A 19,955-nucleotide genomic window follows, 5' to 3' on the forward strand; every position below is an offset into this window, starting at 1 on the left:
CATGGGTGCATTCGAGTACACGGCCCTGAACGCCGGGGGGCGTAAAAACCGCGGTACCCTTGAGGCAGATAGCGCCAAGGCGGCCCGCCAGCAGCTGCGGGCGAAAGGTTTGATTCCCCTCGAGGTCAGCCCGGCATCAGAATCTCACTCTCAGAGCGGCGGCAGCCTGCTGTCCACCAGCCCTGGGCTGGGAATCAAGGCGCTGGCGCTGCTTACCCGGCAGATCGCCACGCTCTTGCGCGCGGGCATCCCGCTCGAAGAAACCCTGGGTGCCATCGCCAACCAAACCAGAAACCAGAAGGTGCGCCGTATTGTATTGGCGGTGCGGGCGAAGGTGCTCGAAGGGCACAGTTTCGCCCAGGCATTGGGAGGTTTCCCGCGGGCCTTCCCCAAGCTCTACCGCGCCACAGTGGAGGCGGGAGAGCATTCTGGTCACCTGGACGATGTACTGGAGCGCCTCGGTGATTACACCGAGAGTCAGCAACAGTTTCGTCAAAAAGTGCAGCTGGCGCTTATCTACCCCGTTGTCCTCGTCGTAATCTGCATATTGGTGGTTACCGGGCTGATGGTTTACGTTGTTCCCGACGTGATCGAGGTATTTACCGGTACCGGACAGCAGTTGCCCCTGGCCACCCGGATTCTGGTGTCGATCAGCGACTTTATCTCCGCATGGGGCTGGATGATTCCGCCGGCGCTGGTTCTGATGGTGGTGGGCTGGACACTGTTGATGCGTCAGGCCGGGTTCCGTTACCGTTTCCATCACCGTCTGCTTGATATGCCAATGATTGGCTGGCTGGTGCGCGGCGGCCAAAGTGCCCGCTATATAGGCACTCTCGCCATCCTGACCGGGAGCAGTGTGCCCCTGGTGCAGGCGATGGGCATTGCGAGTGGCGTTATGGGCAATGACTTCCTGAAGGATCGCCTGCAGGCGGCGCAGAAGTCTGTGCGGGAAGGCGGTAGTTTGCGCCGCGCACTGGAGGACGTGGAATACTTTCCTCCAATGATGATTTACATGATCGCGAGCGGTGAGTCATCCGGTACGCTGGATCAAATGCTGGTGCGCGCTGCGGAAAACCAGGAGCGTGACCTGCAGGGCGCGGTTACCGCTTTCGTGAGTTTGTTTGAGCCGATTATGCTGCTGGTAATGGCGGGAATCGTGCTGTTTATCGTTATGGCAATCATGATGCCGATCATGAGTATGAATCAGCTGGTGGTTTGAGCTGGTTGAGAAGGGAACAGTGCGGCAAACTGTCGCTTGGCTTTGAATCGAGGTGAAAAATGAAGAATTTGCGTAAGAGCGGGGGTTTTACCCTGATCGAGATCATGGTGGTGATTGTGATTCTTGGTGTCCTGGGTGCTCTGGTTATCCCAAACGTGCTGGGTCGTACCGGAGAAGCCCGTGTTAAGGCGGCGACCGTGGATCTGCGGGCCATTTCCACTGCGCTGGATATGTACCGCATGGACAACTTTGTATATCCGAGCTCTGATCAGGGTCTCGAGGCGTTGGTTACCAAGCCTTCCGGTTTCCCTGAAGCCAAAAACTGGACCGACCCTTACCTGAAGAAAGCGCCGAAAGATCCCTGGGGCAATGAGTATCAGTACATCAGCCCCGGCAGCAACGGTGCTTACGACCTCTTCAGCCTGGGCGCCGATGGCAAACCGGGTGGTGAAGGCGAGGCCTCCGACCTGTTCGCTTCAGAACTCTGAGGCTGGTTCGGGTTATCTCTGATGAAAGCCACAACCCGTCAGCGGGGGTTTACGTTGATCGAGCTGTTGGTGGTGATTGTGATCATCGCCACGCTGGCGGGTATGGCAACTCTCTCCCTGGGTAATTCGGAAGGTCGTAACTGGACTGGTGAGGTGCAGCGGTTGGCCAACCTGTTGCAGTTGGTCGCAGATCGCGCTCTGATCGACAAGGCGCATCTCGGCGTCGTGCTCGAAGAGGACGGTTATACGGTCGTTCGTTACGACAATTCGGCCATGAAATGGGTCGAGCTGGATTTCGCCGATAACCCGGCGAGCGCCAACGCCCGCCGTTTCACCTCCCACGAATTACCGCAGAATATGCGTATCGAAGTCCTTTCCCAGACGGAACTCCCCGGTGCCAACAGCAGTGACGCGGAGTTTGGTCGTGAAAAAGGCAAGGGCAGTTCTTCGAAGAAAGACAGCAAAGAGGCACTGCCCCAGTTTGCCGCACTTTCAAGCGGCGAAGTACTTCCGATAGAAGTCGCAGTGCACCTGCTGAAAAACGAAAAAGTCGCCCGCAGCGCCGTCGTTTCGTACAGCACCCTCCACGGAATGGAGCTGGAGTGGTTGAGCGATGAACTCTAGGTTTCGCCAGCGGGGCTTCACCCTCGTTGAAGTGCTGGTGGCACTGGTGATTTTCGGCGTCATCGCCGCCAGCGTGCTCAAAACGCTGCAGGACAGTGTGCGTCAACAGGCCGCACTGGAAGAGCGCCTCGCGGCGAATTGGGTCGCACAACAAGCGCTGGAAGAGATTCGTCTCAGAACAGACTGGCCGCCACTGGGCAAGAAAACCGAAAAAGTCATCGTGGGCGAGCGCGAGTGGCAGGTGGCCGCCGAGGTCAAGTCCACCAGTGAGCCGCGCATGCGACACCTGATCGTGCAGGTCGGCTGGCCCGACCAGTCCCCGATCCTTACCATCGATACCTGGATGGCGCAGCCATGAAGGGTGTTTCTGTTTTGCGCTCGCGCCACACCCGCAAGGTTGGCCGGCCTGCGGCCAGCGAGGGCGGTTTTACGCTGATCGAGCTGCTCGTGGTGCTGGTTATCGTATCTATCATCGGCATCGGCTCCTATTCCCTCCTGGAAACTTTCTTCAACACGGATCGTGTATTGACGGGGCGCGCGGAGGTTATGCGGCGACTGTCGATGGCGATGTACCGGCTAGACGATGACCTGCGACAGGTGACGGTGCGCCCGGTCAAAAATGCCTACAGCGGTTACGAGCCGGCATTCCAGGGTGTCGCCAACGAGTTTGAGTTTACCCGCCTGGGTGCCGCGAACCTCACCGGGGAGCCGCGTGGCCAGTTGCAACGGCTGCATTACGGGATAGGGTTCGCCGAAGAGGATTCAGATTGGCGCGAGCGCGACCGTTACCAGGACGACGGCGATTCTTCGGCCCTGTTGCTCCGCAGTCGCTGGAGCGTGCTCGACCGAGGCCCGGATACAGAGCCGTTGGCTGAGCCCGTTCTCGATGGCGTGATCGATATGATGGTGCGCTATTACGATGGCGAAAGCGAAGTCTGGTTGTCGCAGTGGCCCCCGGTATCAACGGGCACTACGCCCGGAACAGCTGATCTCCGCTTGCCAGAGGCTATTGAAATAACCCTGATTACCCAGACTACCGGAGAGATGCGCCGGGTGTTCTCACTACCGGAATACACCATCACTGCGGGCAGTGGTTCTGGTGGCGACAGTGGTGGTGACCGTGACGGCAGCGATGGTGGCGACGATAGCGGCGACGATGAGGGTCGCGGTGAAGGCGAGTCGGATTCATCGGGCGGTGATGAGGGTGAGCGCGAATCGAGTGGGGGGGCGGATGGCCAGTCCGACAGTGATGCCCGCTAGGATCGTACAGCAACGGGGCGTCGCCCTGATCACGGTTTTATTGGTGATGGTCATTGCCGTGGCGGCGGTGAGTCATGCGGTGATGCGAAATCAGCTGGCGATTTCCCGCACCGGGGCGATTCTCGCCAATACCCAGCTCGCAGAGTTCGTGCGCGGTGCGGAAGCCTGGGCGATCATCGCCCTGGAGCGCGATTTTGAAGAGGACGCTGGTGCAGCGGACAGCAGTGACAACCTGCAGGAAGCCTGGGCTCAGAAGCTGACAGAATTTAACCCGGATAACGGGAAAATACGCATACAAATCAAGGACTTGCAGTCTTGTTTTAATGTAAATAATTTAACACTGGGTCGAGCTGGAGGCGCCGAGAGCGCCTACGCGAACCAATTGCGCAATCTGGTGCGCAATGTGGGCGGGCAGCCGGACTTGGCGCTGGCCATAGAAGACTGGCTCGATGCGGGCGATACACCGCTCGGCTCCGGGACCGAAGACACCGGCTACCTGGGAATGGAAGTGGCCCACCGGACGCCGGATACCCTGATCACAGACATTTCAGAGCTGCGCCATGTACAGGGCATGGAAGCCGATATCTGGCAGGAGCTGGAGTCGGAACTCTGTGCGTTACCGGAAACTGGCAGTCGAATTAACGTGAATACGGCCTCTCAGCCACTTCTCGAGGCGATGTTTCCCTCAGCGAACATCGCTGGGCTGATCAATCAGCGTGAATCAGGTACACCATTCGCCCAGGCCTCTGACCTGGATACTTTCGAAGTGAAGGGTGGCACTGGGGATGTGGACTTCCACAGTACCTACTTTGTTGCACATATCGCCGTGCAGCTGGGTTTTGAGCACCGGCAGTATTGGGAATCCATTCTTCAGCTCGATGCGACATCGGGTAAAGTGAAAGTCATTCAGCGCCAGCGGCGCGAGTTTTCCGGGCAGTTATTGCAGGAATTACTGGGGGATTAATTGAGCCAGAAACAGATGCTATTGAGGCTGGTTGAACCAGCGGCCGCTGATGTCGCGCCGCTGGAGATCCAGTGCTGGAGCGGCGGCACATGGCGGCCGGTAATCATCGACGAAGAGTTTGTGCGCGCATTCCGTACGGCCGCGGCAGAAGGTGATCAGGAGATCGGGATCGCTCGGGAATCCGGGTCAGCGGCTCCTCAAGGTGTGCCGCCTTCGGAGGCAGTGGCGCTCGAATTTGAACCGGATTGTCGCGCTTTATTACTGCTGCCCGGCAGCTGGGTCTGGAGCGGGCTGGAGGTTATCCCTCGCGCGGCCCGCCGCCAGAGCAGTGCGGTGGGCTACATGGTGGAAGAGCAGCTGGCGGAAGATGTTGAAGATCTCCACTTTGCCTGCACGCCGGTGAGCGGTGACCTGTGTACGGTAATGGCGGTATCCCGTTACAAGATGGACGTGTTACATGCACAGCTTGAGCGTCTCGGTTGGCCCGTGACCGTTGCGATTCCTGAGTACCGCCTGTTGAGTGTGCTTTCAGGTCAGAGCAGTGTGTGGCTCGAGGGTCATTGGGCGCACCTGTGGCAGGGCGCCGGTCGCGGTCTCACCGTTCACCGTTCGCTGCTGTTGCCCGTCGCGGAAAGTCTGTTTGCCCCGGAAACCGATGACGCCGATGCGGCCACCGGTGGTGAGCGCCAGTCACTGCGTATCTTCGGGCAGGCCGAGGAGCTCGAGGTGGCGGGCCTGTCGCAGCTCGCGGATGTGGAAATTGCCCCGGCACCTGCCGAAGAACTGCTGCTGCAGCAGCTGGCCGGTACCCAGGCTGGAAACCTGCTCTGTGGGGAGTATCAGATTTCCCTGCATGCAGCTGAAGGGCCCTGGTGGAAGAAACCCGCCATCGCGGTCGCGGCCTGTTTTATTGCGCAGCTTCTGTTTTTCGTTGGTGTCGGTACCTATTACAAGGTTCAGGCGAACCGCGCGGATGCCGACGCACGTGCCTTGTTCAGCGAAATTTTCCCCAATGATACGCCGCGCGCCGACCTCCGCCGCCAGGTTCAGGGTTACCTGAATCAGTCCACTGGCGGCGCCGGCGATTTCGCCAGCCAGTTACAGCAGTTGGCGAGTGTCTGGTCTGGTGGTGATTTGCGCCTGCAGTCGCTGCGTTTCGACGGCAATCGGGGCGAACTCGTACTGCAATTGCGTGCGGCCAACCTGGGCCAACTGGACGCGGTAGTCGGGAAGCTGTCAAACAGTCAGTATCGGGCGGAACTGCTGGCGGCGAATGAGCTGGAAGACGGTGTGTCCGGGCGGATTCGCCTGCGTTGAGTGAGATTACGATGAAACAACAAATTGAGCCGTTAGTGCAGAAGTGGAAGTCTCTGCCTTCCAATGACCAGAGGGCCCTGGGGTTGCTGGGGCTGTTCCTGGGTGTGATGTTTATCGTCTTCGGCCTGTTCAAGCCCGCACTTAGCTTCTTTGAAACATCGAAGCTGGAGGCTGAGCAGGCCCGCGAACTCGCGTCCTGGATCCAGCAGCAGCGCCCGCAACTGGAGCGTGTGGAGCGCAGCGGCGGTGGAAGTGATCAGGCGCAGGGTACTCTGCTGCAGCGGGTGACGGCCGCGGCCAAGAATCACAATGTCACCATCAAGCGTTTTGAGCCGGAGGGCGATGGGCGTATTCGGCTTTGGATAGACGAAGCTCGCTATCAGGATTTGCAGCCCTGGCTGAACAACCTGATGAAGCAGAAGTTCGTGATCCAGTCAGTTAGCGTTGATGCCCTGGCGGAAGAGGGGATGGTCTCGGCTCGCCTCACGCTTGAGCGGTAACGTCATGGAATGGATTCAAATGCACATTTCTGGTTGATAAGTGATCATGCTTTTCGATTTTTATGTGGTTTGGAAGGAAATAGTCCTAAACCCTCCGATTTAGTCGGCGCTTTTAGGGCTCGATGAGCGGGGAGTTCGAGTCTCTCCATAGGGGTACAGCCAAGATTTCTGCCCGAAATGGCACCTGTTTCTCTCTATACTCAAACCTGAACGGTTGAAACAGGTGGCAATAATGTTATTCAGAAATGCCGAGAGCAATCATTTGGTCGATGTGGCAGACATTGTCACGCTGGCGAACCCCTACGAGCTGACGGTGGTCGGGCGCTACCTTTGGGGAGAAGAAGTTCAGGATCCGGAAGTGTTCGATAAAGCGCAGTTGCGTTTCCTGTCTGGTGAGCCGCTACCGCTGTGCTGGCACGACAGCAAGTATCGCGAGCGTGAAGTCCGCCGTATCAAATGCGGCACCCAGATCAATGATGGTGATTATTACCAGGGCGCCTGACGGCGTAATTTCGGTTGCTGCCGTTCAACGGGACATGGGAGCAGCCCAACAGGTAACGAGCCTGCCGTATCCTCATGGTTTCGTGGCAGTACCTCCTATACAATACGCGCCAATTTTTAGCCGGTGTCACCGGGTGGCGCGATCGTAGCAGTTACATAGATCCATGCTGGCAGGCTGCACACGGCGTCCTGTTCGCGCCACTCTGGCACTGTAGTACTAATTGCGAGCTTGGGTCTCGCTGAATCTGGATCCCGGGGCGGTTGTGCCATGAGTTTCGAGTTGTTTGAAGAGTATTCCCTTTACCTGGGAGTTGGCGGCCTGATTCTGTTTATGATTTTCATAGTCTGGAATCTGGCTAAAGAGTCGAAAGCGGGCCGCTTTGGTACCTTCATTCTGTTTACCGCGCTCGGGCTTGGCCTGCTGGGGTTTCTAATAAAAACGGTACTGGTTGAAGTCATGGGGCTTGGCCAGTAAATCGATACTGAGCCGATCAGGGATGCCGGGAAGAGTGCCATATGCCGCTATTTGATCGCCCTGAACTTAAAGTTCAGAAAGACCGTCGTGTATGCCGCAATACGGACTCACGAATTGCCAAGTACAGTCGCCGGGGGATGTTGTTTTCCCTTGTGGCCTTTACCATCGCCGTGGTGATGGGAGAGTTGCGCCACATCAACCCCGAGCTGGCGCTGCTCCTCGGCATCGGTCTGGTTCTGTTCACGCTCTGGCGCGGATACTATGTGTTCCGCTTTGAGACGCTGTATGCCACTGGGCCCAAGCGCTGGCGTCGCCAGTACTTCCTCGCCTCTACGCTCGGCGCCGCCTGGTGGGGCCTGATTTTACTCTGCCACGTACTGCTGCTGGGGCTGTCGCCCGTCACGCAGTTCCTTTGGCTTTATACGGTGGTATTTTGCGCGAGCGTTACCACGGTATTTTCGCCTTACCATCGCTTCCTCACCTGGTTTCTGGCTGCTTCGCTGGTACCTGCCGCTCTGCAGGGTTTTTTGACCGCTGACGTGATCGGTGCAATTTATGGCGCCTTGACCCTGGCCTTTGTGTGGCTGATGGCTCATCAGGCCCGTAAGGAATCCGAAAACTACTGGGATCGGGTTTCGGCGATGCAGGCGCTTCAGCAGAAAGCCAGCAACCTGGCGGCGGCACGCAAGCACTCCGAAGCCGCAGTGGAAGTCACTAACGAATTCCTCGCCAATGTCGGGCAGGAGTTTCGCAGCCAGCTTTCAGATTCATTGGGCGCTCTGGCGTTGCTGGAAGGCGACAGCCTGAACGAGCGCCAGCGCGAGTGGGTGCGCCTGGCGAAAAATGCCGGTAACCAGCAGCTCAAACTCGTAGACAACGTGGGTATGTTTACGCGGGTGGCGCGCAAGGATATCCACCTGCGTCGCGCGCCGTTTAATTTAGTGCGAACGATTGAGAAGGCGTTCAAGTTCGCAGCGCGCACGGCCCAGCGACAGCGCCTCGAGTTCAATTTCCAGATTGGCGACAGTCTGCCGGTAATGGTGACAGGGGATAATCGCAAGACCGCGCAACTTATTCGCAACCTGGTTGATTCGGCCACGGTGATTGCCCAGGCTGGCGAATTGTGGGGCGAAGCGAGCTTTGAGCATATCAGCGGCGAAGAGGGCCAGCTGACCCTGAAGTTCAAGGACAACGGTCGCGGCGAGATTCTGCCGGACGAGTCCGAGCTCTTCGGTGCCTTTTCGCGAATGGATACCACGCAAGTTACCACCGGCCTGGGGCTGAATATCGCCAAGGGGCTGGCGGAAGCCATGGGCGGTTACCTGCAGTTGCATTCCTCCGATGAAGGCAACCGCTATCAGGCTGTGATCAAGTTCGAGATCGAGCCGAACCAGCGCGTGTATCTGACGCCGGATCGTCGTCTGCAGGATACCGATGTCGTTGTTCTGCACCAGAAAGGGCTGTTTGTCACCGGAACCATTCAGGTACTGCAGTCGTTCGGCATGAACGTAGCCAGTTTCCACTGGTCCGATGACAGTACGGATGCGCTGGCGGCACTCTCGATGGCGGTGGAGCGCCAGCAGCTGGTCTTGCTGATACCGGCACTTGGCGATTCGCGTCTGCTGAATGAGGTGCGGGATACGCTGGGTAATAGCGAGACTGCAGGTGAAGGCGCTGGCGAGCATTTAGGGCAGACATTTCCACTGATCTGTCTCGGTGGCTTCGGCAGTAAGGCGAAATTTGCCGCGCTGGCCGGACTCAACCCGGATGCCCAGTACCTGGCTCGCCCGGTTACGCGCAAGGAGCTTCACGATGCACTCGTCTTGCGTTTGTTTGGTGGCAGTAAGAAAACCAGCCGACGTGTCGTCAGTGGCAATACCGAAATCAATCGCAAGCGAAAGCTGCTTTTAATTGAGGAGTCTCGCCAGCATCAGGGTGTAACCGAAGAAATGCTGCAAACGCTGGGGTACCAGGTCGAAGTGATGCCCTCGGTGGAGGAGGCGCTGACCAAACTTCCCGGGAACAACTACGACCTGGCACTGGTAGATTGCCAGCAGAATACGGTGCATAGCGCTGAAATAATCGAAAAACTCCGGCTGTGGGAGGCTGAGTACTCTCCCGATGATCGGTTGCCCATTGTGGCGCTGACCAGCACTACGGAGGAACAGTTTGAGGGGCGCTGCCTGGCGGCGGGAATGGACGATTTCCTCACCAAACCGTTGAGTAAAGACACTCTCGCGGAAACTCTGGAGCGCTGGTTGGGCGAATAGTTTTCTGCGAGGAATAAATTCCGCCTGAGGTAAAATCCGGGTGCAGTAAAAAGGCCTGCTATCGAGCAGGCCTTTTTTGTCCTCGGCGTTAGTTTCAGAAGTTATATTTCAGCCCCAATTTCACGCGCCACGTGGATTCTGCAGCCTGGAAGCGGGAGAAGTTGGCTGTATTGCCACCGCCAAATGGCTCGGAATACACGTACTGGCCGTCGGGGTTGACGTCGTAGTCAAACAGGATCTGCTGTGGATACTGGATGTCGTAGACTTTGCCCCAGTCGTTATTCAGCAGGTTGGCAAAATTGTCGATGGTGAAGTAAACCAAGCCTCGGTGTGCCGGCATAAACCCGGGAATTTCCTGGGTGATTGCCAGATCCATGGTGGTAACCCAGGGCATTCTGCTGGAGTACTTGTCAACGTATCCCCCTGCAAAGCCTTCCACGCCCGCCGCCCTGGCGATCTCCATTATTTCCGCGTAGCTCAGTCCATTGGCAAAATCCACGGCGTCATCATCCGCACCGGAGGGGATATAGGCCAGATAAACATCGGATCCGCTGAAGGCATTCTGATCGCCCAGATCATCGTCATAGTAAGCGCCGAGTGTCCAGGAGAATGGACGGCCGGAGCGGCGCTCCATGAACAGGTTAACACTGGTGGCATACCCGGATACAAACTCCGTGCGATAACCCAGGTTCAGCACCAGGCGGTGCTCGATTTCGTAATAGGCGGTGCCTTCCAGTGGCTGGTTGCGGTTCTCCACCACTTCATACTGGTAGTTCGATTCGGCGGTAGAACTGGTGCCCGGATTTACTTCGGTGACATCCTGATGCGTGTACGACAGGTTTACTGAGAGGCCATTGTCGAAGGCTTTATCCAGCGCGGTGGTCCAGAGAATACTGCGGCCACCATTGGCTACGTTGGTGAGCTGGAGGTCGTAGTTACCTTCGTAATCGGTGCTGGCGTAGATGCTGTCCCAGATAATTCGCCCTTCCACTGTGCGATTGCCGCGGTCCATGCGGGACAGATCCCGCCAATACACGGCGTTCTGACGATCCACATAAGTCAGTTCGGTGGTCCAGTTGATATTGTTGGCAACGCCAGGCACATCGAAATGGTAGTCGGCGGCCAGTTGGTAGCGCCAGTCTGAGGGCAGCTCAAAATTCGGATCGATGGTGTTGGTGCTGCCGGCTCCGGGTGCCAGGGCATTCATCACACTTTGCGGTACGCGAGTGAAGTCGACCTCACCCGGATCCAGGTCGCTGATGTAGACCGCGTCTTTGGTGGTGCCATCATTGGTATAGGCGTTGGATACCCATACCAGCGGCATGCCACCACTGTAGCGTCCTGCGCCGCCGCGCAGGGTCAGGTCGTCATTGATATCCCAGTTGAAACCAATACGCGGGAGCCAGATATCGCGGCCATCGAGGTTTTCGGTATTCGCATAACCGTAAGTGCGTTCGAAGAGACTGTTGCGGTTGGGTGCGCTGTCGATGTTGAGCTGCTCATAGCGCAGCCCCGCCACCAGTTCCATACCGGCAAATGGTTCCAGGGTTACATCGCCATACACGGCATAGGTAGTACCGTTCACATCGTAGGCGATATCCTGGATATCGTTGGTGTAGGCGTTGCTGTATTCCAGGCTGTTGATGATACCGGCTTCAAAGTCGTCGATGCTGTTGAAGCTCCAGGTACCGGATGCGTCGCGGCCGTAGAGATTGTAGTTCCAGGTATCTTCAAGCTCGGCACCGAAACGGTACTGGATGTCGTTGCTGATGTACGTGCCGTGAATACCCATGTTCCACACTTCGTTCGCAAGTACGTTCGCATGACGGTTTTCATCTGCGCCGGCCACGATGGCACCGTTGGCGGTTCGCACGTTGATCTCGCCCCAGTTACTGTTGGTCAGGGAGGCCTGTTCGTATTCCTTGTACGACAGGTTCACTTCGGTACTGAAGGTGTCGGACCAATCGGAGAACAGGTGTGCTGTGTAGTAGGTTGTATCCTGGGCAAGGATCCAGAGGTTGGAAGACAGGTTCAGGGTATTGTCACTGTCGGTGTAGTTCTGTGCGGAGCGGGTTTCCTGTTTACTGTACGTGAAATCAGCGCGTTGGGTGTCGTTGATGTTCCAGTCCAGTTTGATCAGTGTTTTTTCATCGCTGTCGGGTTTCGGCGCAGAGCCTACTGTATCGGTCAGGCCGTAAACATCCTGTAGTATTGCCAGCACACGATCCCGCTCGATGGTGGTGACGTCGTGGTTGGACAGGTTGTCGAGGTCGTAGTTGAAACTGATTGCGTCTTCCCACTTTTCATACGCGGTGAAGAAGAACAGCTTGTCCTGAACCAGGGCGCCACTGAAGCTTGCACCGTAGGTTTCTTCTTCATTCTCGATATCAATCGTGTTTACCGCGCCATCTTCAGCCAATCGGTCATCCCGCGCGGTGCCAATCCAGGGAACTGACTCGAAGAAGCCACTGCCGTGGTACTCATTGGTGCCGGATTTGGTTACCGCATTGACGTTGCCGCCGGTGAATTTTCCTTTGCGAACATCGAACGGCGCGTAGGAAATTGAAATCTGCTCTATTGCATCCAGTGAGATTGGCGGGCGGTTGGTGGGATAGCCATTTGCCTGCAGGCCGAAGGTGTCATTGATGCCTACGCCATCGATGGTCAGTGAGTTGTACTTGGGGTTGCTGCCGGCAATGCTGAGCTCAGTGCCGTCCGGGCTGACGACGGCGAGCGGATTCGCACGGATGACATCCTTTAAATCGCGATTGAATGTGGCAACACTGCCAATCTGGTCTTCACCAAAAATGCTATTGGCGCCCTGATTTGTATACTGCTGGGCTTCGGCCGTGACGACCACCTCCTCGAGATCATTCAGGGAAACTCCGTTGCTGCCCAGGTTGATCGGCAGCGAAAGGGCCTCATCCAGTGTCAGGTAAATTCCGTCAAGTACTTCTTCCCCGGATTCGGTTGTCACTGTGATGGTATAGGGTCCGCCCACGCGCAGGCCGCTCGCGCTGAAACGGCCGGAATCATTGCTTTGAATGATGCTGCGGCTATTGGAAGGCTGATGAATGATGGTAACCGTAGCGTTTCCAACAGGAACTTCCCCGTTGCTGGTGACAATGCCGCGGATTGCCGAAGTCGTCTGTTGGGCGAATGCGGCGGGGGCTATACCCAGTGCAGCGATGACTGCCGTAGATAGCAGTGCGCGTGGGAATAATGCGTGTTTCATTGAACTCTCCTGGTCGTATTTGGCCTGAATGCGTCGTGTATCGCGAAGATCCCTGTTGGCCATATGTCGCTTGTAATTTTCTGGCTGTGATTACAGTGCCAGTCGATCGGCGCGCACATTGTTCGCGTTAAGTCTTTCAGGCGAGTGAAGGAAAGATGTCCAAAACATCGCAAATTGGTTACCGATCCCGGTCATAACTGCTTTGTCATAATCCGTGCGTATCGTTCTTCCCACTTTTATTTAAGCGGGGAATTGGATGTGCGTTTTTTGATCTTTGCTGTTGTATTTGCGACTTGCTATGCGCCGGCCGCGGCTTTTGCCTGGGGGCCGGACGGCCATCGAGTGGCCGGCGAAATTGCCTGGCAATTACTCGATGAGCCAGCGCGGGAGCAGGTTTCCCGGCTATTGCAGGTCAAAGGGGAGGCGAGTTTGGCGGAAGCCGGAACCTGGGCCGACAGGATTCGCGGGCAGGGCAAATACGACTGGGCGGCACCGTTACATTACGTCAATCTCCCGGAGGCCTGGGCCGGCTATGACGAACAGCGGGATTGCCCGACGCCGGGTTGTGTTGTGAAGGCTATAGGGACTTATCAGCAGCAGCTGTCTGACCGGCGCCTGAGTGAAAGCCAGCGGGCAGAAGCACTGCTATTTCTGGTGCACTTCGTTGAGGATATCCATCAGCCCATGCATACCGGGTTGAAGGGCGACCGCGGCGGCAACGATGTACAGGTGCAGTTCTTTGGTTTCGAGACCAATCTTCACGCCTTATGGGATAGATACCTGCCGGCGGGCTTCATTGCCGATTGGCAGCAATATGCCGATCTGCAAGTGGCAAACCTCGATGAGTCGATGGCTCAGCCCTGGTTGGGTACCTCCGCCGTCGAGTGGGCGTCTGAATCTCACGTGCTCGCGCACAGCAATGCTTACGCAGGCGGAGCTGTACTCGGTGAGCGGTATTTTGAGCAGAACAAACCTGTGGTGGAGCAGCGGTTGCTCCAGGCGGGTGTGCGATTGGCCGATCTGCTGAACACGGCCTTGCAGTGATCTGGTAGACGGGAGCGGGAGGAGGTGCAGCCCCGGTTGTCTACACTTCCTCCCGCCAGGCCTTGATTACATCGAGCGCTGATCGATGCGCTTGCGAAACTCCTCCCAGCTTTCCTTGCGCTCGGAATAGCGATCGACAAAGTAGTCCCGCTTGTCTTTCAGCAGGAAGGTAAATTTCATCAGCTCCTCCATTACATCGACAATGCGGTCGTAATAGGGGGAGGGCTTCATCCTGTCGTTATCATCAAACTCCAGCCACGCCTTGGCGACTGAAGACTGATTCGGGATGGTGACCATGCGCATCCAGCGCCCCAGAATTCGCATCTGGTTGACGGCGTTGAATGACTGGGAGCCACCGCATACCTGCATGATGGCGAGTGTTTTTCCCTGTGTTGGTCGTACCCCGCCGAGCGACAGGGGGATCCAGTCGATCTGGGTTTTCATTATGCCGGTCATGGCGCCGTGTCTTTCTGGTGAAGACCACACCATGCCGTCGCACCAGGTTGCCAGTTCGCGCAATTCTCTGACTTTGGGATGCTCCTGATCGGCATCATCCGGCAGGGGCAAACCCGAAGGGTTGTATATTCGTGTCTCCGCGCCCAGCGTCTGCAGAATACGCGCGGCTTCCTCCGCGGCCAGGCGACTAAAGGAACGTGTTCTCAGTGAGCCATACAACAACAGGATTTTCGGAGCCTGTTCGGAAATAGGGGACTGCAGCTCGGCCTGGTCGGTAAGGCGAAAGCAGTCCTGTTCGACGTTTGGCAGGTCATCAGTTTTCATACGGTGTATCTCCAAACCAGTGGCGGGTGCGGTTGGCGAAAGCGACGAGTGAAAGCATGACCGGTACCTCGACGAGGACACCGACGACCGTGGCCAATGCCGCACCGGAGTTCAGGCCAAACAGTGAGATGGCGACAGCCACGGCCAGCTCAAAAAAGTTGGAGGTTCCGATCATGCAGGCGGGTGCAGCGATATTGTGGGGAAGTCGCATGTAGCGCGCGGCCCCGTAGCTGATGGCAAAAATGCCATAGGTCTGGATCAGCAGGGGAATGGCGATCAGTAAAATCGCAAGAGGGTTGCCAAGAATGGTCTCGGCCTGGAAACCAAACAGCAGCACCACGGTAGCGAGGAGGCCCGCAATGGAAACGGGTTTCAGTTTCGCCAGAAATGCCGTAAGCCGGCTGTGGTCATCTGTCTTGTCCAGCATTCGCCGGGTAATGATGCCCGCAATAAGTGGTAGTAAAACGTAGAGGATCACGGACAGCAGCAGGGTATCCCAGGGTACAGTGATATCGCTCACACCGAGTAAAAAGGCCGCGATCGGTGCAAAGGCAAATATCATGATGATGTCGTTCACCGACACCTGTACCAATGTGTAATTGGGATCGCCCTTGGTGAGGTGGCTCCACACAAACACCATAGCGGTACATGGGGCGACGCCCAACAGGATCATGCCGGCAATATATTCAGAGGCGGTCTGCGGATCCACGAGGTCGGCAAAGACAACCCGGAAAAACAGCCAGCCCAGCGCGGCCATGGTGAATGGCTTGATCAGCCAATTTACGCTCAGCGTCAGCAGCAGTCCTTTTGGTTTGCGGCCAACATCGCGAATTGAGGAGAAGTCCACCTGTACCATCATCGGGTAGATCATCACCCAGATAAACAGGGCAACAGGCAGGTTTACGTGGGCGACTTCCATCGCGGCGATGGCATGGAACAGCCCGGGTGCAAAACTGCCCAGGGCGAGGCCTGCCACAATACACAGACCGACCCACACAGACAGATACCGTTCAAACAACCCCATGATCAGTGCTCCTGCGCGATTCTATTCAATGCGTCGCGCAGTGCGTCGCCCTTGAGCGCATCTGCCCCGGTGTCGAGGATGGCTTGAATCCTGGCCTGGATCGTATCCATCACGGCGCTGAACGCTTGCTCGACTTCGGACTCCGGGCCGTCAAGTTTGGAAGGGTCTGGCAGACCCCAGTGTACTTTGATCCCATTGCCCATCCACAGGGGGCAACTCTCGTTCGCGGCGGAATCGCATACGGTAATTACCGCATCGGGATTCAGGGTGTCGAACAGATTCCAGGATTGACTGGTGAGTCCAGTGGTGGGGATGCCGCGAGCCGCCAGGTAGCAAATCGACCAGGGATGCACTTCGCCAACCGGCTGGCTGCCTGCGCTAAAGGCTTGTATACGACCTTTGGCCAAATGATTGGTGATCGCCTCGCTGAGGATGCTGCGGCAGCGATTGTGGGTGCAGATGAACAGTAGTTTCATTGGCTGTTTTTCTTAACGTGGTGTTGATCAGCAGCAAATAGCGCTGCGTTCCGGGCGGTTACCCATGCGGCAGAGCGCTGTGTGGGCATCTGCCAGGTAATCCTGGTTGTGCTGAAGCGTGGTCGTAAGAGTGTTGCGGGCCCAGGCCGGCAGATCATCTGCCAGACGGTAGAATACCCACTGCCCCTGACGGCGATCGGCAAGCAGGCCGCACTGGCGAAGTTGTGATAGATGGCGGGAAACCTTTGGCTGGCTTTCATCAAGGGCTGCGGTGAGCTCACACACGCACAGCTCGGATTCCTGGGTGATGAGAAGCAGGCAGCGCAGGCGGGTATCGTCCGCGAGGCATTTGTAAAACTGCACGGGGTTCATCGCAATGCCCTGTTCAGGTCAGCGGGGTGGCGGGCAATCATATATGAAAATACATATATGTGAAATTTCATATGTTGGGTCGCGTAAAAAAGCCGCCCGAATGGGCGGCTTCTGGCGTGCGGGGAGCGCTGTGCGTCAGACCTTGAACTCAGCCCATACCGGGGCGTGGTCCGAGGGACGCTCCATGCCGCGAATGTTGTAGTCCACACCGGTTGCGACACAGGCATCGGCCAATTGCTGGCTGGCAAGAATCAGGTCGATACGCAGGCCGCGCTTGGGTTCGCGATCAAAGCCGCGGCTCCGGTAATCGAACCAGCTAAAAATGTCGTTGGTTTCCGGGTTGCAGCTGCGAAAGGTGTCGACCAGTCCCCAGCCCTGCAGTTTTTCCAGCCACTCGCGCTCTTCCGGCAGAAAGCTGCACTTGCCGTCGCGCAGCCAGCGCTTGCGGTTGGACTCGCCGATACCGATGTCGAGATCGGTTGGTGAAATGTTCATGTCGCCGATGACCAGAACCGGGGCATCTTTTTCGCATTCGGTCTCAAGGTAATTGTTCAGGTCGGCGTAGTACTTGCGCTTCGCCGGGAACTTGAGCGGGTGTTCGCGGCTTTCGCCCTGGGGAAAGTAACCATTGACGACGGTCAGGGGTTTGTCCGCACCGATATCGAACTGGCCGGCAACCAGGCGGCGCTGTGCATCTTCGGCATCACTGGGGAAGCCATACTGGCTTTTCAGGAACGGATAGCGGGAAAGCAGGGCGACGCCATAGTGGGTTTTCTGGCCAAAATAAATGACTTCGTAACCGAGGTCTCGCACCACATCTACCGGGAACTCTTCATCGGTAACCTTGGTTTCCTGAAGGCCGATAATGTCTGGCGAGTGCGATTCAACCAGTGCTTCCAGCTGGTGGAGACGGGCACGAATGCTGTTTACGTTAAAAGATACGACTTTCACCTTTCCCCCTGAATACCTATAAAAACCAAGGCCCGCTATTCGGAGAATACCGGGCCCGGTAACGTCGTAAGTTGTTGCGGCTGCCCGCAGGCAGCCGTGATTATTTAGAAATTGGCCACCTGCGGTGCGCGGGTCACCCGGTCTTTCAGGCCAATAAAGTCCGCCATGATGTACCCGGCTTCATTGAGGACAGGGTCATCCTCGAGGGTGATCTCAACCGGGCCGCCTACCGGAGCCGTTTCTTCGGACTCACTTTTCTCCATGGCCTCGAAGCTCTCGTACGGCTCCAGCCCTTTGGCCGCGCGGCGCTTGTTTTCCATCGCCAGCAGCTCATTGTTGAGGGTTTCGCGCTCGATATTGCGTGTTTCCTCGTTCAGCGACACGGATTTCTTGTTGGTCTGCTCGATCTGATACTTGAACTGCTCGCGCAGGAAAACGAAGTCCGGATCGACGGAAGTGCGCTTGTCGTGCTTGCGTACCAGGTCGGGCACCAGGTCTTTCAGGTTGAAATACTTGGCGTGCGGCACCGCGTGGATGCGGTCCCAGGGCAGGGCGGTGTCATAGGCGCTTTCGCCCACACTTTCCGAGTCGATCAACTGCGGCATGCTGATATCCGGAGATACGCCTGCATGCTGGGTGCTATCGCCGGAAACCCGGTAGAACTTGGACTGGGTAATTTTCAGCTGGCCTTCTTTCAGCGGGGCCATGGTTTGCACTGTGCCTTTACCGAAAGACTGGTTGCCGACCACCAGGCCGCGATTGTAATCCTGAATTGCGCCGGCAAAAATTTCCGATGCGGAAGCGGACAGGCGGTTGATCAGGACCATCAGCGGGCCGCGATACATGGCGCGCGAGCGGGAGCGGTTGTGACGGGAGATCTGTTCATTGGCGTGCCGAATCTGCACTACCGGGCCCTGATCAATAAACAGATCCGTGAGCATGGTGGCTTCCTGCAGGGAGCCACCGCCGTTATTGCGCAGATCCAGGATCACGCCGTCCACACCTTCTTTCTGCAATTCGTCCAGCAGGCGTGCGACGTCGCGGGTGGTGCTTTTGTAGTTGGGGTCGCGGCGGCGGTAAGCTTCAAAATCAATATAGAAGGTGGGCAGGTTGATCACACCGATCTTGTAATTCTTCTCGCCATCGGAGAATTCGAACGTAGCTTTTTTAGCGGCCTGGTCTTCCAGTTTCACTTTGCTGCGCTTGATCAATATGGTGCGGTGGGTGCCGTCGCCGCCGGTGGGAATGGTCTCCAGCCGTACAAAGGTGCCGGCGGAGCCGCGGATGAGATCCACTACGTCGTCAAGGCGCCAGCCAACAACGTCGACCATCTCGCCTTCTTCGTCCTGGCCCACCGCGACAATCTTGTCATTCGGCTTGATTTTGCCCGTGCGATCCGCTGGGCCGCCGGCTACGAGACGGGCCACCTTGGTGTATTCGTCTTCTACCTGCAACACCGCGCCAATGCCCTCGAGGGACAGTGACATGCTCATGTTGAAGTTCTCCAGCGAGCGCGGAGACAGATAGTTGCTATGCGGGTCGTACAGGCGGGTGAGGGAGTTCATGTAGAGCTCGAACACGTCGTCTGAATTCTGCTGGCTGAGGCGTTTCAGCTGTCCTTTATAGCGGCGCAACAACAGATCGGCGATTTCCTCGTCGTTCTTGCCGGTCAGGCGCAGGTTGAGCACGCTGGACTTAAGGCGCTTGCGCCAGAGATCGTCGGCGGCGCTGATGGTTTGCGGCCAGTCGCTCTTTTCCCGATCCAGCTCAAGCGATTCATCTTTGGTGAAATCAAACTTGGGCAGGCCGTTTTCCAGCTGCGACAGGATGTTGTCCAGCCGATCAGAGACCCGCAGGCGGTAGCGGTTGTAAATCTCGAAGCCGCGATCCACGTTGCCCGCTTTCAGGTCATCGTCCAGCTTGTCCCGCCACTGGCGGAACTCGCTGATATCGGACGCGAGGAAATAGCTTTTGGAGGGATCGAGACTGTCGATGTATTCGTCCCACAAGCCGGTGGACATCTCGTCGCCCACCTTTAGTTTGTTGTAGTGCAGCATTTCAAGCTTGCTGACGATTTCGCGCGCTGTGCCCCCCTGGTCTTCGTGGGGTTTAAGCTCTTTGACTTCTGCCAGGCTGGCAGGAGATGCCAGTATCAGGAGAGAGAAGGAAAGGCCGGTTGCGAGTGCGGCTAGTCGATTGCTAAGCATAAGGAGTCTCTTTATACGTCCTACTTCAAGGCGTCCCACTGACGTTGGTCGAGCCGATTACGGGCTGTCAGCCATTCACCGGGCAGTGGCGACTTATAGCTTAGGACAAGTATAAAGGCTGAAAGCTCCGAAAGGCATGAATTGCTTCTTGAACGAGGCGAAAGATGCCAGTTATGCGCCAATTGGAAGGAGGTTTTTCCTGTCAGCGGGAATGAATTGTACGAATTTTCTACAGTACGGTCGCCCAC

19 protein-coding genes are annotated in these 19,955 nt (G+C 56.9%); 12 read left to right on the forward strand and 7 right to left on the reverse strand.

Annotated elements, in window-relative coordinates:
• The first annotated feature begins 1 nt into the window (after position 1).
• The 11 genes from gspF to ACNKU7_RS09265 all read left to right on the forward strand — a co-directional run bounded on the left by gspF (position 2) and on the right by ACNKU7_RS09265 (position 9,618).
• Positions 2–1,219: a type II secretion system inner membrane protein GspF gene (gene gspF, locus ACNKU7_RS09215; RefSeq protein WP_418296678.1), complete on the forward strand. Its 1,218-nt coding sequence runs from the start codon at positions 2–4 to the stop codon at positions 1,217–1,219.
• 59 nt (positions 1,220–1,278) lie between these two features.
• Positions 1,279–1,707 (forward strand): type II secretion system major pseudopilin GspG, encoded by a 429-nt coding sequence (gspG, locus tag ACNKU7_RS09220; RefSeq protein WP_418296679.1) that lies wholly within the window; start codon positions 1,279–1,281, stop codon positions 1,705–1,707.
• Positions 1,708–1,728: 21 nt separating this feature from the next.
• Positions 1,729–2,331, forward strand: a complete 603-nt coding sequence (gspH, locus tag ACNKU7_RS09225; protein ID WP_418296680.1) for a type II secretion system minor pseudopilin GspH — start codon at positions 1,729–1,731, stop codon at positions 2,329–2,331.
• Positions 2,321–2,689 (forward strand): type II secretion system minor pseudopilin GspI, encoded by a 369-nt coding sequence (gspI, locus tag ACNKU7_RS09230; RefSeq protein ID WP_418296681.1) that lies wholly within the window; start codon positions 2,321–2,323, stop codon positions 2,687–2,689. Before gspH ends, gspI begins: the two co-directional genes overlap by 11 nt.
• On the forward strand, positions 2,686–3,591 hold the full coding sequence (gene gspJ, locus ACNKU7_RS09235) for a type II secretion system minor pseudopilin GspJ (RefSeq protein WP_418296682.1): 906 nt from the start codon (positions 2,686–2,688) through the stop codon (positions 3,589–3,591). Before gspI ends, gspJ begins: the two co-directional genes overlap by 4 nt.
• A complete protein-coding gene (gene gspK / locus ACNKU7_RS09240; protein WP_418296683.1) occupies positions 3,563–4,555 on the forward strand; it encodes a type II secretion system minor pseudopilin GspK in 993 nt (330 codons plus the stop codon). Before gspJ ends, gspK begins: the two co-directional genes overlap by 29 nt.
• Positions 4,556–5,872, forward strand: a complete 1,317-nt coding sequence (gspL, locus tag ACNKU7_RS09245) for a type II secretion system protein GspL (RefSeq protein ID WP_418296684.1) — start codon at positions 4,556–4,558, stop codon at positions 5,870–5,872.
• Between the two features lie 11 nt (positions 5,873–5,883).
• Positions 5,884–6,372 (forward strand): type II secretion system protein GspM, encoded by a 489-nt coding sequence (gspM, locus tag ACNKU7_RS09250; protein WP_418296685.1) that lies wholly within the window; start codon positions 5,884–5,886, stop codon positions 6,370–6,372.
• Between the two features lie 232 nt (positions 6,373–6,604).
• Positions 6,605–6,874, forward strand: a complete 270-nt coding sequence (locus ACNKU7_RS09255) for an acetyltransferase (RefSeq protein WP_418296686.1) — start codon at positions 6,605–6,607, stop codon at positions 6,872–6,874.
• Positions 6,875–7,141: 267 nt separating this feature from the next.
• Positions 7,142–7,348: a DUF2788 domain-containing protein gene (locus ACNKU7_RS09260; protein ID WP_418296687.1), complete on the forward strand. Its 207-nt coding sequence runs from the start codon at positions 7,142–7,144 to the stop codon at positions 7,346–7,348.
• A gap of 41 nt (positions 7,349–7,389) precedes the next feature.
• Positions 7,390–9,618, forward strand: a complete 2,229-nt coding sequence (locus ACNKU7_RS09265) for a hybrid sensor histidine kinase/response regulator (RefSeq protein WP_418296688.1) — start codon at positions 7,390–7,392, stop codon at positions 9,616–9,618.
• Between the two features lie 94 nt (positions 9,619–9,712).
• Here the strand turns inward: ACNKU7_RS09265 and ACNKU7_RS09270 are convergent, their stop codons facing one another.
• On the reverse strand, positions 9,713–12,853 hold the full coding sequence (locus ACNKU7_RS09270; RefSeq protein ID WP_418296689.1) for a TonB-dependent receptor: 3,141 nt from the start codon (positions 12,851–12,853) through the stop codon (positions 9,713–9,715).
• A 258-nt stretch (positions 12,854–13,111) separates the two neighbouring features.
• On the opposite strand from ACNKU7_RS09270, the gene ACNKU7_RS09275 reads away from it, so the two are divergent.
• On the forward strand, positions 13,112–13,897 hold the full coding sequence (locus ACNKU7_RS09275; RefSeq protein WP_418296690.1) for a S1/P1 nuclease: 786 nt from the start codon (positions 13,112–13,114) through the stop codon (positions 13,895–13,897).
• Between the two features lie 66 nt (positions 13,898–13,963).
• Here the strand turns inward: ACNKU7_RS09275 and arsH are convergent, their stop codons facing one another.
• From arsH to ACNKU7_RS09305, 6 genes are all read right to left on the reverse strand, one after another.
• Positions 13,964–14,677 carry an arsenical resistance protein ArsH gene (gene arsH, locus ACNKU7_RS09280; protein WP_418296691.1) on the reverse strand — a complete coding sequence of 238 codons (714 nt, stop codon included), beginning with the start codon at positions 14,675–14,677 and terminating at the stop codon, positions 13,964–13,966.
• Positions 14,667–15,701, reverse strand: a complete 1,035-nt coding sequence (gene arsB, locus ACNKU7_RS09285) for an ACR3 family arsenite efflux transporter (RefSeq protein WP_418296692.1) — start codon at positions 15,699–15,701, stop codon at positions 14,667–14,669. Before arsB ends, arsH begins: the two co-directional genes overlap by 11 nt.
• A gap of 2 nt (positions 15,702–15,703) precedes the next feature.
• Positions 15,704–16,177, reverse strand: coding sequence for an arsenate reductase ArsC (locus ACNKU7_RS09290; protein WP_418296693.1), 474 nt, complete (start codon positions 16,175–16,177; stop codon positions 15,704–15,706).
• A 27-nt stretch (positions 16,178–16,204) separates the two neighbouring features.
• Positions 16,205–16,549: a metalloregulator ArsR/SmtB family transcription factor gene (locus tag ACNKU7_RS09295; protein ID WP_418296694.1), complete on the reverse strand. Its 345-nt coding sequence runs from the start codon at positions 16,547–16,549 to the stop codon at positions 16,205–16,207.
• Between the two features lie 135 nt (positions 16,550–16,684).
• The gene (xthA, locus tag ACNKU7_RS09300; protein ID WP_418296695.1) at positions 16,685–17,500 is read right to left on the reverse strand and encodes an exodeoxyribonuclease III; all 816 of its coding nucleotides are present in this window, start codon (positions 17,498–17,500) and stop codon (positions 16,685–16,687) included.
• A gap of 104 nt (positions 17,501–17,604) precedes the next feature.
• On the reverse strand, positions 17,605–19,707 hold the full coding sequence (locus tag ACNKU7_RS09305) for a carboxy terminal-processing peptidase (protein ID WP_418296696.1): 2,103 nt from the start codon (positions 19,705–19,707) through the stop codon (positions 17,605–17,607).
• Between the last annotated feature and the right edge of the window lie 248 nt (positions 19,708–19,955).

Origin of the sequence: Microbulbifer weihaiensis (assembly GCF_048323715.1) — a bacterium.
Taxonomy (GTDB): domain Bacteria; phylum Pseudomonadota; class Gammaproteobacteria; order Pseudomonadales; family Cellvibrionaceae; genus Microbulbifer.

Bases quoted from the DNA above. Each gene is read 5' to 3' on its own strand.
- gspF (WP_418296678.1), top strand. From the start codon at position 2: ATGGGTGCATTCGAGTACACGGCCCTGAACGCCGGGGGGCGTAAAAAC.
- gspG (WP_418296679.1), top strand. From the start codon at position 1,279: ATGAAGAATTTGCGTAAGAGCGGGGGTTTTACCCTGATCGAGATCATG.
- gspH (WP_418296680.1), top strand. From the start codon at position 1,729: ATGAAAGCCACAACCCGTCAGCGGGGGTTTACGTTGATCGAGCTGTTG.
- gspI (WP_418296681.1), top strand. From the start codon at position 2,321: ATGAACTCTAGGTTTCGCCAGCGGGGCTTCACCCTCGTTGAAGTGCTG.
- gspJ (WP_418296682.1), top strand. From the start codon at position 2,686: ATGAAGGGTGTTTCTGTTTTGCGCTCGCGCCACACCCGCAAGGTTGGC.
- gspK (WP_418296683.1), top strand. From the start codon at position 3,563: ATGGCCAGTCCGACAGTGATGCCCGCTAGGATCGTACAGCAACGGGGC.
- gspM (WP_418296685.1), top strand. From the start codon at position 5,884: ATGAAACAACAAATTGAGCCGTTAGTGCAGAAGTGGAAGTCTCTGCCT.
- ACNKU7_RS09255 (WP_418296686.1), top strand. From the start codon at position 6,605: ATGTTATTCAGAAATGCCGAGAGCAATCATTTGGTCGATGTGGCAGAC.
- ACNKU7_RS09260 (WP_418296687.1), top strand. From the start codon at position 7,142: ATGAGTTTCGAGTTGTTTGAAGAGTATTCCCTTTACCTGGGAGTTGGC.
- ACNKU7_RS09265 (WP_418296688.1), top strand. From the start codon at position 7,390: ATGCCGCTATTTGATCGCCCTGAACTTAAAGTTCAGAAAGACCGTCGT.
- ACNKU7_RS09270 (WP_418296689.1), bottom strand. From the start codon at position 12,853: ATGAAACACGCATTATTCCCACGCGCACTGCTATCTACGGCAGTCATC.
- arsH (WP_418296691.1), bottom strand. From the start codon at position 14,677: ATGAAAACTGATGACCTGCCAAACGTCGAACAGGACTGCTTTCGCCTT.
- arsB (WP_418296692.1), bottom strand. From the start codon at position 15,701: ATGGGGTTGTTTGAACGGTATCTGTCTGTGTGGGTCGGTCTGTGTATT.
- ACNKU7_RS09290 (WP_418296693.1), bottom strand. From the start codon at position 16,177: ATGAAACTACTGTTCATCTGCACCCACAATCGCTGCCGCAGCATCCTC.
- ACNKU7_RS09295 (WP_418296694.1), bottom strand. From the start codon at position 16,549: ATGAACCCCGTGCAGTTTTACAAATGCCTCGCGGACGATACCCGCCTG.
- ACNKU7_RS09305 (WP_418296696.1), bottom strand. From the start codon at position 19,707: ATGCTTAGCAATCGACTAGCCGCACTCGCAACCGGCCTTTCCTTCTCT.